The 13726-nt window shown below is 54.2% G+C and carries 14 protein-coding genes, 3 tRNA genes and 1 other RNA gene; 17 read left to right on the top strand and 1 reads right to left on the bottom strand.

Features of this window, described 5'->3' with window-relative positions; genetic code table 11:
- The first annotated feature begins 727 nt into the window (after nucleotides 1-727).
- The 15 genes from cydA (at nucleotide 728) to PW844_RS17935 (ending at nucleotide 10357) form a co-directional block, all read left to right on the top strand.
- On the top strand, nucleotides 728-2299 hold the full coding sequence (gene cydA / locus PW844_RS18005; protein ID WP_299454726.1) for a cytochrome ubiquinol oxidase subunit I: 1572 nt from the start codon (nucleotides 728-730) through the stop codon (nucleotides 2297-2299).
- A gap of 11 nt (nucleotides 2300-2310) precedes the next feature.
- Nucleotides 2311-3450: a cytochrome d ubiquinol oxidase subunit II gene (gene cydB, locus PW844_RS18000; protein WP_299454723.1), complete on the top strand. Its 1140-nt coding sequence runs from the start codon at nucleotides 2311-2313 to the stop codon at nucleotides 3448-3450.
- Nucleotides 3451-3465: 15 nt separating this feature from the next.
- The gene (cydX, locus tag PW844_RS17995; RefSeq protein WP_084873526.1) at nucleotides 3466-3579 is read left to right on the top strand and encodes a cytochrome bd-I oxidase subunit CydX; all 114 of its coding nucleotides are present in this window, start codon (nucleotides 3466-3468) and stop codon (nucleotides 3577-3579) included.
- On the top strand, nucleotides 3579-3872 hold the full coding sequence (gene ybgE / locus PW844_RS17990; protein ID WP_299454720.1) for a cyd operon protein YbgE: 294 nt from the start codon (nucleotides 3579-3581) through the stop codon (nucleotides 3870-3872). Before cydX ends, ybgE begins: the two co-directional genes overlap by 1 nt.
- A 208-nt stretch (nucleotides 3873-4080) precedes the next feature.
- Entirely contained in the window at nucleotides 4081-4485 is a 405-nt protein-coding gene (gene ybgC, locus PW844_RS17985; RefSeq protein ID WP_084873528.1) for a tol-pal system-associated acyl-CoA thioesterase, read from the top strand.
- Complete coding sequence (gene tolQ, locus PW844_RS17980; protein ID WP_013508309.1) at nucleotides 4482-5168, top strand: Tol-Pal system protein TolQ; 687 nt, start codon at nucleotides 4482-4484, stop codon at nucleotides 5166-5168. The genes ybgC and tolQ overlap by 4 nt, the downstream gene beginning before the upstream one ends.
- Nucleotides 5169-5181: 13 nt before the next feature.
- A complete protein-coding gene (gene tolR, locus PW844_RS17975) occupies nucleotides 5182-5610 on the top strand; it encodes a colicin uptake protein TolR (protein ID WP_208714349.1) in 429 nt (142 codons plus the stop codon).
- Between the two features lie 25 nt (nucleotides 5611-5635).
- Entirely contained in the window at nucleotides 5636-6895 is a 1260-nt protein-coding gene (tolA, locus tag PW844_RS17970; protein ID WP_299454706.1) for a cell envelope integrity protein TolA, read from the top strand.
- Nucleotides 6896-7011: 116 nt separating this feature from the next.
- The gene (gene tolB / locus PW844_RS17965; RefSeq protein ID WP_299454703.1) at nucleotides 7012-8307 is read left to right on the top strand and encodes a Tol-Pal system beta propeller repeat protein TolB; all 1296 of its coding nucleotides are present in this window, start codon (nucleotides 7012-7014) and stop codon (nucleotides 8305-8307) included.
- 65 nt (nucleotides 8308-8372) lie between these two features.
- Nucleotides 8373-8888 (top strand): peptidoglycan-associated lipoprotein Pal, encoded by a 516-nt coding sequence (gene pal / locus PW844_RS17960; protein ID WP_084873532.1) that lies wholly within the window; start codon nucleotides 8373-8375, stop codon nucleotides 8886-8888.
- A gap of 9 nt (nucleotides 8889-8897) precedes the next feature.
- Nucleotides 8898-9710 (top strand): cell division protein CpoB, encoded by an 813-nt coding sequence (gene cpoB / locus PW844_RS17955; protein ID WP_299454692.1) that lies wholly within the window; start codon nucleotides 8898-8900, stop codon nucleotides 9708-9710.
- A gap of 166 nt (nucleotides 9711-9876) precedes the next feature.
- Nucleotides 9877-9952, top strand: a tRNA-Lys gene (locus PW844_RS17950).
- A 52-nt stretch (nucleotides 9953-10004) separates the two neighbouring features.
- A tRNA-Lys gene (locus tag PW844_RS17945) sits at nucleotides 10005-10080 on the top strand.
- A 33-nt stretch (nucleotides 10081-10113) separates the two neighbouring features.
- Nucleotides 10114-10189 (top strand) — tRNA-Lys (locus PW844_RS17940).
- A gap of 31 nt (nucleotides 10190-10220) precedes the next feature.
- Nucleotides 10221-10357: non-coding RNA, RtT sRNA (locus PW844_RS17935), on the top strand.
- Nucleotides 10358-10394: 37 nt separating this feature from the next.
- Here PW844_RS17935 and PW844_RS17930 read toward each other — a convergent pair.
- A complete protein-coding gene (locus tag PW844_RS17930; RefSeq protein WP_299454689.1) occupies nucleotides 10395-11849 on the bottom strand; it encodes an AlkA N-terminal domain-containing protein in 1455 nt (484 codons plus the stop codon).
- A 158-nt stretch (nucleotides 11850-12007) separates the two neighbouring features.
- Between PW844_RS17930 and PW844_RS17925 the strand changes: the two genes are divergently transcribed.
- On the top strand, nucleotides 12008-12493 hold the full coding sequence (locus PW844_RS17925; RefSeq protein WP_084873535.1) for a methylated-DNA--[protein]-cysteine S-methyltransferase: 486 nt from the start codon (nucleotides 12008-12010) through the stop codon (nucleotides 12491-12493).
- A 156-nt stretch (nucleotides 12494-12649) separates the two neighbouring features.
- Nucleotides 12650-13711 (top strand): quinolinate synthase NadA, encoded by a 1062-nt coding sequence (nadA, locus tag PW844_RS17920; protein WP_084873536.1) that lies wholly within the window; start codon nucleotides 12650-12652, stop codon nucleotides 13709-13711.
- Nucleotides 13712-13726 lie beyond the last annotated feature (15 nt).

The raw sequence follows: 13726 nt of genomic DNA, 5'->3' as shown, positions 1-13726 counted from the left end.
GTCGTATCCTGTTGAAAATAACTTAAAATTTTACTCAGTAAGGGTTAGAGCAATCACTAACAAATCCTTACCGCTGGGGCGACTGTCGGCCAGGTTGCCTGGTCAGGGGCAGTTTTTGCTGCCTTTACCCACGCAAAAAGTGGGAAAAGTCCGACGAGGTCAAAATTGGCAGCTATGATTATTTTGTCAGAGGGTAAAGAAGGGCAAATTCGATGGTGTCTGATTGAAAATTAAGAAAGTCTTGCCAACCGCTTCGTTAAAAAATTATGGCAAAGGTAATTATTTTCTTAATTACGTCATCATCTCATGACAACTAATTAACAATAAGCTCCACAATACATATCTGGAAATTTTATGCGTTAATCCAGATCAACAAATGCTGAGTTATAACAAACTTTACCACTGGCAAAGCGCAACTTAACCGGTATAAATTGCGCTACATCAATTCAATCTTTTTCACGCATTTTCAGGAGTTTGTGCCAGGCGTTGTTATATCAATTCTGTCGCCTCCTCTCTCACTCCTGTCCGAAACGGATTGTTGCGATACGTTTTCAGGGAATTTTCGTCACTGTTACTCGCTCACTTCGGGCAGCAGATTTCTCTGTTCTGTCGGTAACAAAACTGGAATCAATAATCAGTCGTTCCTGACTCTTCTTCTGCACGTCAATGTCTGTTGTTTGCCGTTGTCGCCCGCAGGGAGAGTTCATGCGAGGAGCAAGGAGTCATCATGTTAGATATTGTCGAGCTGTCGCGTTTGCAGTTTGCCCTGACGGCGATGTATCACTTCCTGTTCGTGCCATTAACGCTGGGTATGGCGTTTTTGCTGGCGATCATGGAGACCGTATACGTCCTGACGGGAAAACAGATTTACAAAGATATGACCAAGTTCTGGGGCAAGTTGTTTGGCATCAACTTCGCACTCGGTGTAGCAACCGGTCTGACCATGGAATTTCAGTTCGGGACTAACTGGTCCTATTACTCACACTACGTCGGCGATATCTTCGGTGCGCCGCTGGCCATTGAAGGCCTGATGGCGTTCTTCCTCGAATCCACCTTTGTTGGCCTGTTCTTCTTCGGCTGGGATCGTCTCGGTAAGGTACAACACCTCGCGGTGACCTGGCTGGTGGCGCTCGGTTCGAACATGTCGGCTTTGTGGATCCTGGTGGCGAACGGCTGGATGCAAAACCCGATTGCCTCTGAGTTCAATTTTGAAACCATGCGTATGGAGATGGTGAGCTTCTCCGAGCTGGTACTGAACCCGGTGGCGCAGGTGAAATTTGTTCACACCGTAGCAGCGGGCTATACAGCCGGTGCTATGTTCATTCTCGGCATCAGCGCCTGGTATCTGCTGAAAGGCCGTGACATTGCCTTTGCTAAGCGTTCTTTCGCGATTGCAGCCAGCTTCGGTATGGCAGCGGTGCTGTCGGTGATTGTGCTGGGTGATGAATCTGGCTACGAAATGGGTGATGTGCAGAAAACCAAACTGGCTGCTATTGAAGCCGAATGGGAAACCCAACCGGCTCCGGCGTCCTTTACGTTGTTCGGTATCCCGGATCAGGACGCGCAGCAAAACAAATACGCGATCCAGATACCTTATCTGCTTGGATTGATTGCTACTCGCTCTGTCGATACGCCAGTAACGGGTCTGAAAGAGCTGCTGGCCCAGCATGAAGTTCGTATCCGTAACGGCATGAAAGCCTATGCGCTGCTGAACCAATTACGCGCTGGCAGCCAGGATCCGGCGGTACGTAAAGCGTTTGAACAGAGCAAACAGGATCTTGGTTATGGTCTGCTGCTGAAACGTTATACACCAGATGTGGCGAACGCCTCCGAAGCGCAGATTCAGAAAGCGACGGCGGATTCAATCCCGCGTGTCGCTCCGCTCTATTTTGCCTTCCGTATCATGGTGCTGTGTGGCGTCCTGTTACTGGCAATCATTGCGCTGTCGTTCCTGAGTGTCATCCGCAATCGCATCGGCAAGTGGCCGTGGTTGCTTAAAGCGGCACTGTACGGCATCCCGCTGCCGTGGATTGCCATCGAATCGGGTTGGTTTGTCGCTGAGTATGGCCGTCAGCCGTGGGCAGTGGGTGAGGTGTTGCCAACGGCGGTCGCGAACTCATCACTGACTGTCGGCGACGTTCTGTTCTCAATGATTCTGATTTGCGGTCTGTACACCCTGTTCCTGGTGGCGGAAATGTATTTGATGTTCAAATTTGCCCGCCTTGGTCCAAGCAGCCTGAAAACCGGCCGCTATCATCATGAGCAGATTGCGGCATCAGCCCAACCGGCGCGTGGATAAGGAGAGCTACCATGTTTGACTATGAAGTATTGCGATTTGTCTGGTGGCTATTGATCGGCATTCTGCTGGTTGGGTTTGCCGTCACTGAAGGCTTCGACATGGGTGTGGGGATGCTGGTCCGTATTATGGGCCGCTCCGATACGGAACGCCGTGTCATGATTAACACCATTGCCCCGCACTGGGACGGTAACCAGGTGTGGCTGATCACCGCCGGTGGCGCGCTGTTTGCTGCCTGGCCGATGGTCTACGCCGCCGCGTTTTCCGGCTTCTATGTGGCGATGATTCTGGTGCTGGCCTCTTTGTTCTTCCGTCCGGTGGGTTTTGATTACCGCTCTAAGATTGAAGATGTGCGCTGGCGTGGTATGTGGGACTGGGGCATTTTTATCGGCAGCTTTGTACCGCCGCTGGTGATTGGTGTAGCGTTTGGTAACCTGTTGCAGGGTGTGCCGTTCCACGCAGACGAGTATCTGCGTCTGTTCTATACCGGCAACTTCTTCCAGCTGTTGAATCCGTTTGGACTGCTGGCGGGTGTGATCAGTGTGGCGATGTTCCTGACCCAGGGCGCAACCTATCTGCAAATGCGCACCACCGGTGAACTGCATGTCCGTGCACGTTCTCTCGCGCAGGTTACCGCGTTAGTGATGATGGTGTGCTTCATTCTGGCTGGGGTGTGGGTGAAATACGGTATCGACGGTTACGTGGTGAAAAGCGTTATCGATCACCATGCTGCGTCTAACCCGCTGGGTAAAGATGTGGTGCGTGAAGCCGGTGCCTGGCTGGTGAACTTTGAGCAGACCCCGATTCTGTGGATCTTCCCGATATTGGGTGTGGTAATGCCGCTGCTGACCACTCTGTGCTCACGTATGGAGAAAGGGGCCTGGGCATTTATCTTCTCTTCGCTGACGCTGGCAGGTGTGATCATGACCGTGGGCATTGCGATGTTCCCGTTCATCATGCCATCAAGCACCGTGCCGGGTACCAGCCTGACCATGTGGGATGCGACATCAAGTGTGCTGACGCTGAAGATTATGACCTTTGCCGCCATCATTTTTGTCCCACTCATTCTGCTGTACACCACCTGGTGTTACTGGAAAATGTTTGGTCGCATCACTAAAGAACACGTTGAGAGCAACACGCACTCCCTGTACTGATTAAGGAGCTAGAACATGTGGTATTTTGCCTGGATTCTTGGCACCCTGCTGGCCTGTTCGTTCGGTGTGATCGCGGCACTGGCGCTGGAGCGTGCTGAAGAGAGCGCAGCGAAAGGCGATAAAGCCTGATGCGCCAACTGTTTCAGACCCTGTATCGTCTGATGGATAAAGGCCCGTTACGGGCCTTTTCACTGTTACTGGCCTTATGGCTGGCGGGTTGTGTGTTCTGGGATCCGTCGCGCTTTGCGGCAAAAACCAGCGCACTCTCGGTCTGGCATGGTGCGGTACTGATTTGGGCGGTGTGTACCGGCGTGATTCACGGCACGGGGTTCCGTCCACGTCGGTTACGCTGGCAGGCGTTCTTCACGCCATTACCGTCGATGATTGTCCTGCTGGCGGGGATTTTCTGGTTTTATCGTTAAGTCCTCGGTCAGGACAAATTAAGTCCATTTATTGCCACTATTTCAGGCGCTGATGTGAGTATTTGTCAGCGTCTGGTCAAGAAATCTGCCGAAAATCCTTCCGGTTGTTACCGTCTGATAATTATTTTCTCGGGGCGTCAGCGGGCCATTCCCAAGCCGATCTCACTTGCGTATAGTAGCAACGTTTAAAATGATACCGGGATGTAGAGTGAGTACAACGCTGTTTCGCTGGCCGGTTCGGGTCTATTACGAAGATACCGACGCCGGTGGTGTGGTTTATCACGCCAGCTATATCGCTTTCTATGAACGAGCACGTACCGAAATGTTGCGCCAGCACCATTTCAATCAACAGACCTTGCTGGAACAGCAGATCTGCTTTGTGGTGCGACGTATGACGGTGGACTATCTTGCGGCAGCACGTCTTGATGACCTTCTGGAAATCCAGAGTGAGGTAAGTTCAATGACGCGAGCCACCATGACGTTCTCTCAGCGTATCGTGAATGCAGAAGGCAAAGTGCTCAATGAGGCAGAAGTCCTGATTGCCTGCATCAACCCACATCTAATGAAGCCGATTGCGCTTCCCAAGTCTATTGTCGCGGAGTTCAAGCAGTGACTGACATGAATATTCTTGATTTGTTCCTGAAGGCGAGCCTTCTGGTCAAACTTATCATGTTGATTTTGATCGGCTTTTCTATTGCCTCATGGGCAATCATCATCCAGCGCACCCGCATTCTGAATGCTGCCGGGCGTGAAGCCGAAGCGTTTGAAGATAAATTCTGGTCAGGTATCGAACTGTCTCGTCTTTATCAGGAGAGCCAGGGGCGTCGTGACGAGCTGAACGGTTCTGAGCAGATTTTCTATTCCGGGTTTAAAGAATTTGCGCGTCTGCACCGTGCCAACAGCCATGCGCCAGAAGCGGTGGTCGAGGGTGCCAGCCGTGCGATGCGTATTTCGATGAACCGTGAACTGGAAGCACTGGAAAACCATATTCCTTTCCTTGGCACCGTCGGTTCCATCAGCCCGTATATCGGTCTGTTTGGTACGGTGTGGGGGATCATGCATGCCTTTATCGCCCTGGGTGCCGTGAAGCAGGCCACGTTGCAAATGGTCGCTCCGGGTATCGCCGAAGCGCTGATCGCGACGGCAATCGGTCTGTTTGCCGCGATTCCAGCGGTGATGGCGTACAACCGTCTGAACCAGCGCGTCAATAAGCTGGAGCAGGGTTACGACAACTTTATGGAAGAGTTCACGGCTATCCTGCATCGTCAGGCTTTCTCCACCGACAACACGAAGTAAGTCGAGGTAAACGATGGCCAGAACCCGTGGTCGCGCTCGCCGCGATCTTAAGTCTGAAATCAACATCGTTCCGCTGCTGGACGTGCTGCTGGTGCTGTTGCTGATCTTTATGGCAACCGCGCCGATCATTACCCAAAGCGTGGAAGTGGATCTGCCGGATGCAACCGACTCGAAGACGGTCTCCAGCGATGATAATCCGCCGGTGATTGTTGAAGTTGCGGGGGTAGGGCAGTACAGCCTGGTGGTGGATCACGATCGTATGAATCAGCTCCCGCCTGAGCAGGTGGTGAGCGAAGCACAGCGCCGACTGGAAGCCAATCCGAAGACGGTCTTCCTGATCGGTGGCGCAAAAGACGTGCCTTACGACGAAATCATCAAGGCGCTTAACCTGCTGCATCAGGCTGGCGTGAAATCTGTCGGTTTGATGACGCAGCCGATTTAAAGCGAACCGTTTTTGGGAACCGAGAGTGTCGAAGGCAACCGAGCAAAACGAGAAGTTAAAGCGCGCGATAATCATTTCGGTGATTCTGCACATCGTGTTGATCGCCTTGCTGGTCTGGAGCTCGTTTAACGAAAAAGTTGAATCCAGCGGTGGTGGTGGCGGTAGCGATATCGACGCAGTGATGGTGGACCCGGGTGCCGTGGTCGATCAATACAACCGTCAGCAGAATCAGCAGAGCGATAGCCAGCGTGCCGAGCAGCAGCGCCAGAAGCAGTCGCAGCAGCAGGCAGAAGAGTTGCAGCAGAAGCAGGCCGCCGAACAACAGCGTCTGAAAGAGCTGGAAAAAGAACGTCTGCAGGCGCAACAGGATGCCAAAGAGCAGGCGAAGCAGCAGGCTGAACAGCAAAAAGCGGCTGAAGCGGCGGCGAAGCAGGCGCAGGAAGAACAGAAAGCCGCGGAAGCTGCGGCAGCTAAAGCCAAAGCCGATGCCAAAGCGGAGGCGGATGCCCAGGCGAAAGCCGCAGCGGATGCGAAGCAGAAAGCGGAAGAACAGGCGAAACAGGCTGCGGCTGAAGCGAAGAAACAGGCAGAGCAGGAAGCGAAAGCCGCCGCCGCCGAGGCCGCGAAAGAAAAAGCGGTTCAGGAGGCGAAAGCAGCCGCTCAGGCGAAGGCCAAAGCAGATGCGGAAGCCAAAGCGCAGGCAGCGGCAGATGCGAAGGCGAAAGCCGCGCAGGAAGCTAAAGCGGCAGCAGCTGAGGCAGCGAAAGAGAAAGCGGCTGCAGAAGCAAAAGCCGAGGCAGCGGCCAAAGCTAAAGCGGATGCCGCAGCGAAAGCCAAAGCAGCAGCGGATGCGAAGAAGAAAGCCGCAGCCGAAGCCGCGAAAAATGAAAACGCCGTTGACGATCTACTGGGTGGCCTCTCATCCGGTAAGAATGCACCGAAAAGTGGTAACGCTTCTGCTTCCGGTGGTGGGGCAGCGGCGGGACAAGGTAATCAGAAGAAAGCCGGAGCCTCGGGAGCCGAAATTAACTCCTATATGGGCCAGGTGGTTGCGGCGATTCAGAGCCGTTTCTATGATGCCGATTCATACAAAGGTAAAGAGTGTAACCTGCGCATCAAGCTGGCTCCGGATGGTCTGCTGATTGATGTGAAAGCGGAGGGCGGCGATCCGGCATTGTGCCAGGCGGCGGTCTCGGCAGCCAAACAGGCACGTATACCGAAGCCACCTTCACAGGCGGTGTATGAAGTGTTCAAAAACGCACCAATGGATTTCAAACCACAGTAATGCAGTAACAAACGGCAGGTTGAACTAAGGTTAGCTTGCCGTACTCTATGAGTACCCGTTTTTTTTCAGGAACAGTGCGAATTATCGTGAACTGAGGTTCAGATAAGGGAGAAAAGATGAAGCAGGCACTTCGTGTAACCTTAGGTTTTTTTGTACTGCTATGGGCAGCGATGCTGCACGCGGAAGTACGCATTGAAATTACGCAGGGCGTGAATACTGCGCGTCCTATTGGTGTGGTTCCTTTCCAGTGGGCCGGTCCGGGTGCTGCACCAGAAGATATTGGTGGCATCGTCGCAGCAGACTTGCGCAACAGCGGTAAATTCAATCCGCTGGATCGCTCACGTCTGCCGCAGCAGCCGACCAGCGCACAGCAGGTTCAGCCTGCCGCCTGGAGCGCACTGGGTATTGATGCTGTGGTAGTGGGTCAGGTCACCCCGAACCCGGATGGCAGCTACCAGATCGCCTATCAGCTGGTTGATACCGGTGGTGCGCCTGGTACGGTGCTGGCACAGAACTCTTACAAAGTGACGAAGCAGTGGTTGCGTTATGCCGCACACACCGCCAGTGACGAAGTGTTTGAGAAGCTGACCGGCATCAAAGGTGCATTCCGTACGCGTATCGCCTATGTGGTGCAGACCAACGGCGGTCAGTTCCCGTATGAGCTGCGCGTATCGGATTATGATGGCTACAACCAGTTTGTGGTTCACCGTTCTCCAGAGCCGCTGATGTCGCCGACCTGGTCACCAGATGGCAGTAAACTGGCGTATGTCACCTTTGAAAGTGGCAAATCTGCGCTGGTTATCCAGACGCTGGCCAACGGTGCTATTCGCCAGGTTGCCTCTTTCCCGCGTCACAACGGGGCACCGGCTTTCTCACCGGATGGTTCTAAACTGGCTTTCGCCCTGTCGAAAACCGGTAGCCTGAACCTATATGTGATGGATCTGGCATCAGGTCAGATTCGTCAGATCACGGATGGCCGTTACAACAGCACTGAGCCGACCTGGTTCCCGGATAGCCAGACTCTGGCCTATACCTCAGACCAGGCGGGTGCACCTCAGATTTACAAAATTGGCATTAACGGCGGTGCGGCACAACGTATTACCTGGGAAGGTTCACAGAACCAGGATGCGGATGTAGCAGCCGACGGTAAAACGATGGTGATGATTAGCAGCGCCGGTGGCGCTCAGCACGTCGCCAAACAGGATCTGGAAACGGGAGCCGTTCAAACGTTAACGGACACGTTCCTGGATGAGACGCCAAGTCTGGCTCCTAACGGCACGATGGTAATCTATAGCTCTACTCAGGGGATGGGTTCCGTGTTGCAGTTGGTTTCAACCGATGGGCGTTTCAAAGCGCGTCTTCCGGCAACTGATGGACAGGTAAAATCACCTGCCTGGTCGCCGTATCTGTGATGCATCTATCCCCTGCTGAGGTGGGGGATAAATATGTATGGCAAACAATATAATAGGATAAAGAAATGCAACTGAACAAAGTGCTGAAGGGTTTGATGCTGGCTCTGCCGGTTATCGCAGTGGCTGCATGTAGCTCTCACAAAAACAACAACAATGACCAGACTGGTATGGGTGCTGACGGCGCTAACGGTTCTGGCATGAACAGCGGCAACATGTCTTCTGACGAGCAAGCGCGTCTGCAAATGCAGCAGCTGCAGCAGAACAACATCGTTTACTTCGGTCTGGACAAGTATGACGTGCAGTCTGAGTATGCTCAGATGCTGGATCAGCACGCTGCTTTCCTGCGTAGCAACCCGTCATACAAAGTGACCATCGAAGGTCATGCGGATGAGCGCGGTACGCCGGAATACAACATCGCCCTGGGCGAGCGTCGTGCTACCGCAGTTAAAATGTACCTGCAGGGTAAAGGCGTGTCAGCTGATCAGATGTCTATCGTTTCTTACGGTAAAGAGAAGCCGGCAGTTCTGGGTCACGACGAAGCGGCTTACGCCAAAAACCGTCGTGCCGTTCTGGTTTACTAAGATAAGCACATGATGAGTAACTTCAGACTTCATCTCTTGAGTCTGTCGTTACTGGTTGGTGTAGCGGCCCCCTGGGCCGCTACTGCCCAGGCGTCAATCAGTAGCGTTGGCTCAGGCTCGGTCGAAGACCGTGTCACCACTCTTGAACGTATCTCCAATGCCCAGGCTCAGCTAATGCAGCAGTTGCAGCAGCAGATGAGTGATAACCAAAGCGATATCGATTCGCTGCGCGGGCAAATTCAACAGAACACCTATCAGCTTAATCAGGTGATTGAGCGCCAGAAGCAGATCTACCAGCAGATCGACAGTTTGAGCAGCGGTAATAACGGTGCCCAGGCCAGCGGTGGCGGTGGTGATGCGACGGCAGCCGCCGCCGGTGCTGGTGCAGGTGCAGCAGCCGCTGATGCGGGCAGCAGTACAGCCGCAGCCGCAGTACCGACGCAAAGCGGTGATGCCAACAGCGACTACAATGCGGCCGTGGCGCTGATTCTGGAGAAGAAGCAGTATGATCAGGCCATTACTGCGCTGCAGGCATGGGTGAAGCGTTATCCTGATTCTACCTATCAGCCGAATGCGAATTACTGGTTGGGTCAGTTGTTTTACAACAAGGGCAAAAAGGACGATGCGGCCTATTATTTTGCCACTGTGGTAAAAAACTACCCGAAATCGCCTAAAGCCGCTGAAGCGTTGTTTAAGGTTGGGGTGATCATGCAGGAGAAGAACGATACGGCGAAAGCCAAAGCGGTCTACCAACAAGTGATCAAACAATTCCCAAACAGCGAATCGGCCAAACTGGCTCAGAAGCGTCTCGCCGGGTTGTAATTTGTGCAGCACAGACCGGATTTCGTGTGATTTCTGGTCTTGCCGCATGAAAGGTAAGCAATTGAGTCAGTTGGTGGAAAATAAGGGTTGCGCTACCCCGCTAAATCAGTAATATATGCCGCCGTTGCCGGGACATATCTTAACAAGTGTCGGCAGCACTGAAGATGGGTCGTTAGCTCAGTTGGTAGAGCAGTTGACTTTTAATCAATTGGTCGCAGGTTCGAATCCTGCACGACCCACCATCTCAACCCCAGCCGGTTCAGTGTTTTCTTCAGTTTGCTTCACAACCACGATGGGTCGTTAGCTCAGTTGGTAGAGCAGTTGACTTTTAATCAATTGGTCGCAGGTTCGAATCCTGCACGACCCACCATCTGGTAGTTCTGGTTGTAAGCCCTCATCGAGCGGGTCGTTAGCTCAGTTGGTAGAGCAGTTGACTTTTAATCAATTGGTCGCAGGTTCGAATCCTGCACGACCCACCAATGTAGAAAGGCGCCCTAAAGGCGCCTTTTTGCTATGCGCGCGAAGTGCAGGATGAGAAGCTGCTGCAGGTTTGACTGAATCGCCGGGAGCGATTCAGGCTGATGCTTCAGCATCACCCGAAGGGCGAGGCCCCGGATGGGCCGAGGCATATCCTGCACGACCCACCAATGTAGAAAGGCGCCCTAAAGGTGCCTTTTTGCTTTTCTACTTTATCGCGCCGCTACGCCAGATATGCAACACCGCATAGCTGCGCCACGGTCGCCACACCTGAGATAATCGTTCTGCTTCCTTCGCACTGACGCCGCCGAGATTATTACGAATGGCGATATCTTCTTTGGGAAAGGCATCTGGCCAGCGCAGGGCACGCATCGCAATATAGCTGGCGGTCCACGGCCCGACGCCTTTCAAGGTCAGCAGCTGTTGCACCACCACGTCGGGATGAACCGCGCCATTAAAGCGTAACGCGCCAGAGGCACAAGCCTGCGCCAGCGCCATGATCGCCTGTGCACGTGCGCTGACGATGCCGAGGCTGGCGATATCATCCTGTGTCGCTGTTGCCAGCGATTCAGCACAGGGGGACAAACGGGATAACTCAGGCCATGGCGTCTCCAGCGGCTCGCCAAAACGCTGTGCCACCCGGCTGCTTAACGTGGTGGCGGCTTTGACGGTGACCTGCTGGCCGAGAATCGCCCGCACGCCCAATTCAAAACCGTCAAATGCCCCCGGTACGCGCAGACCAGGAGAATTTGCCAGGCTCGGGGCCAGCAGAGGGTCCTGAGACAGCTGATCGGCGATACGCTGGGGTTGGGCATCCAAATCAAATAAATCGCGCAGACGGCGCAGCAGGGCGGGTAGCACCGGGGTCAGGCTGGTAGTGAATTGCACCTTCAGCGCCTGTTTCTCAGGATAATGGCTGACACGCACCCAGCCGCGACAGCCACCCAGCGCCACGGTGCGGTGATAAACGCCATCCGCCACCCATTCCACTTCCTTCATCACACGCTGTTGCAGAAAATCGAGTATTGCATCCCAGTCATAGGGGGGACGATAGCTGAGGCGCAGCTCCGCGCTTTCCTGCAACTGTGTGCCAGAGGCGGGGGCGCTTTCTTTACGTAGCCGGGACGGGGTCATGCGATAACGCGCCTGGAATACATCATTAAAGCGGCGCAGGCTGCGAAAACCGCTGGCGAAGGCAATTTCCGTGACCGGCAGCGTGGTTTCGGTCAACAGCTGCTTCGCCAGCAGCATGCGGCGTGTCTGGCGCAGTTCGAGCGGAGAGACGCCCAGCTCCTGTTGCACTACACGTCGCAGCTGGCGCTCGCTCAAACCAAACTCGGTGGCAATGTCGGCCAGCGTCTCCTGTTCCTCAAGCAGGCCCTCCTCAATACGCCGAATCAGACGATCGGCGATGCGATGATGGCTATCGACCGGTGCGAAGCCGGGGGCCAGTTCAGGACGACAACGCAGGCAGGGGCGGAAATGCGCTTTTTCTGCGGCTTCGGCGCTGGAAAAAAACAGGCAATTCTTCTGCATTGGCGCTTTGACCGGGCAAATTGGCCGGCAATAAATACCGGTCGATGTCACGCCGACAAAAAACAAGCCGTCGAAGCGGCTATCGCGTGAAGTCAGCGCCTGGTAGGCAATGTCGGGATCAAACATCTTCGTCTCCAGCAAATAAACCGCATCCTCGCGCAACCCTGATGAGAAAACTGGCTGCTTTCGGACAGCTAACCAGTTTATCTGCATGACCGAAAACAGCCAGTTTATCGCGTCAAAAGTGCGATAATGCCCCCCTGATATCAAGCCGGAGGCGCACCATGTATCATGCAAAAATTATCCCGACGCCGGTCGGAGAACTCACGTTAATCGCCAGCAATAAGGGACTGTCAGCGATTTTGTGGGAAAATGAAGGTTCACAACGCATCCCGCTGAAGCCCATCAGCCGGGACGATCAACATCCGATCCTGTGTGAAACCGAACGCCAGCTGCGGGAATATTTCGCCGGGGAACGCCAGCATTTTGATCTGCCGTATGACACCGTCGGGACTGAGTTCCAGAAAAAGGTGTGGCAGGCGTTAATCACCATCCCGTTTGGTGAAACCCGCAGCTATCGCCAGATTGCCGAGCAAATTGGTAATCCGAAAGCGGTACGCGCGGTGGGGGCCGCAAACGGCAAAAATCCGCTGTCGATTGTGGCACCCTGTCATCGTGTCATCGGCAGCAACGGCAAACTGACCGGCTTCGCGGGCGGGCTGGCGGTCAAAGCCTTCCTGCTGGATCTGGAAGCTACGCCAAAAAGCTAAGCGGGTCACAGCCCGTATTTTCTGCATAAAAAAAGCACGACACTCCCGGTCAGATCCGCTATCTTGTTTAGCATATAAAACAAGATGGCGGATATTATGTCATCTTAATGGTCAGAAAGGCCGTTTTGTTAAATTAAGAAAACCGAGAGCCGTGTCATGAGCCTGATGTTCGATCCAGAAAGCGCGATCTATCCCTTCCCGCCGAAACCGGCGCGTCTCAGCCAGGATGAAAAAGCCTTTTATATCGCCGAAATCAAGCGGTTGCTGCAAGAGCGCGATGCGGTGATGGTGGCGCATTACTACACCGATCCGGAAATTCAGGCGCTGGCAGAAGCCACCGGTGGCTGCGTGGCAGATTCGCTGGAGATGGCGCGCTTTGGCAGTACTCACCCGGCTTCGACGTTGCTGGTGGCTGGCGTGCGTTTTATGGGAGAAACCGCGAAAATCCTCAGCCCGGAAAAAACCGTGCTGATGCCCACGCTACAGGCGGAATGTTCGCTCGATTTGGGCTGCCCGATTGAAGAGTTCAACCGTTTTTGCGATGCGCATCCGGATCGCACCGTGGTGGTCTATGCCAACACCTCGGCAGCGGTGAAAGCGCGTGCAGACTGGGTAGTGACCTCAAGTATTGCGGTTGAACTGATTGAACATCTCGACAGCCTCGGTGAGAAGATTATCTGGGCACCGGATCGCCATCTCGGCCGTTACGTGACGCAGAAAACCGGGGCCGATGTGCTGTGCTGGCAGGGAGCCTGCATCGTCCATGACGAATTTAAAACCCAGGCGCTGCAACGCATGAAGGCGCTCTACCCGGAAGCGGCGGTACTGGTGCACCCTGAGTCGCCGCAGGCGATTGTTGATCTGGCTGATGCGGTGGGTTCCACCAGCCAGCTGATTCAGGCCGCGAAAAGCCTGCCGCATCCGCAGATGATTGTCGCCACCGACCGTGGCATCTTCTACAAAATGCAACAGGCGGTGCCGGAAAAAGAGTTGCTCGAAGCCCCCACCGCCGGAGAAGGGGCCACCTGTCGTAGCTGCGCCCATTGTCCGTGGATGGCGATGAACGGCTTGCAGGCGATTGCCGAGGGCTTAGCGCACGGTGGCAGCGAGCACGAAATCCATGTGGATGATGGATTGCGTGAAGCGGCATTGCTGCCGCTCAACCGCATGCTATCCTTTGCAGCGGAACTCAAACTCAAGGTGAAAGGGAACGCCTGATGCGCTGCACCTTTC

The sequence above is a fragment of the Pantoea sp. genome (assembly GCF_028283705.1).
GTDB lineage: Bacteria > Pseudomonadota > Gammaproteobacteria > Enterobacterales > Enterobacteriaceae > Pantoea.
Note: the sequence above shows the minus strand (reverse complement) of the source record. Positions and strands in the feature narration are given on the sequence as shown.

Bases quoted from the DNA above. Each gene is read 5' to 3' on its own strand.
- cydB (WP_299454723.1), top strand. From the start codon at position 2,311: ATGTTTGACTATGAAGTATTGCGATTTGTCTGGTGGCTATTGATCGGC.
- nadA (WP_084873536.1), top strand. From the start codon at position 12,650: ATGAGCCTGATGTTCGATCCAGAAAGCGCGATCTATCCCTTCCCGCCG.
- cpoB (WP_299454692.1), top strand. From the start codon at position 8,898: ATGATGAGTAACTTCAGACTTCATCTCTTGAGTCTGTCGTTACTGGTT.
- tolB (WP_299454703.1), top strand. From the start codon at position 7,012: ATGAAGCAGGCACTTCGTGTAACCTTAGGTTTTTTTGTACTGCTATGG.
- tolR (WP_208714349.1), top strand. From the start codon at position 5,182: ATGGCCAGAACCCGTGGTCGCGCTCGCCGCGATCTTAAGTCTGAAATC.
- PW844_RS17930 (WP_299454689.1), bottom strand. From the start codon at position 11,849: ATGTTTGATCCCGACATTGCCTACCAGGCGCTGACTTCACGCGATAGC.
- ybgE (WP_299454720.1), top strand. From the start codon at position 3,579: ATGCGCCAACTGTTTCAGACCCTGTATCGTCTGATGGATAAAGGCCCG.
- pal (WP_084873532.1), top strand. From the start codon at position 8,373: ATGCAACTGAACAAAGTGCTGAAGGGTTTGATGCTGGCTCTGCCGGTT.
- PW844_RS17925 (WP_084873535.1), top strand. From the start codon at position 12,008: ATGTATCATGCAAAAATTATCCCGACGCCGGTCGGAGAACTCACGTTA.
- cydA (WP_299454726.1), top strand. From the start codon at position 728: ATGTTAGATATTGTCGAGCTGTCGCGTTTGCAGTTTGCCCTGACGGCG.
- cydX (WP_084873526.1), top strand. From the start codon at position 3,466: ATGTGGTATTTTGCCTGGATTCTTGGCACCCTGCTGGCCTGTTCGTTC.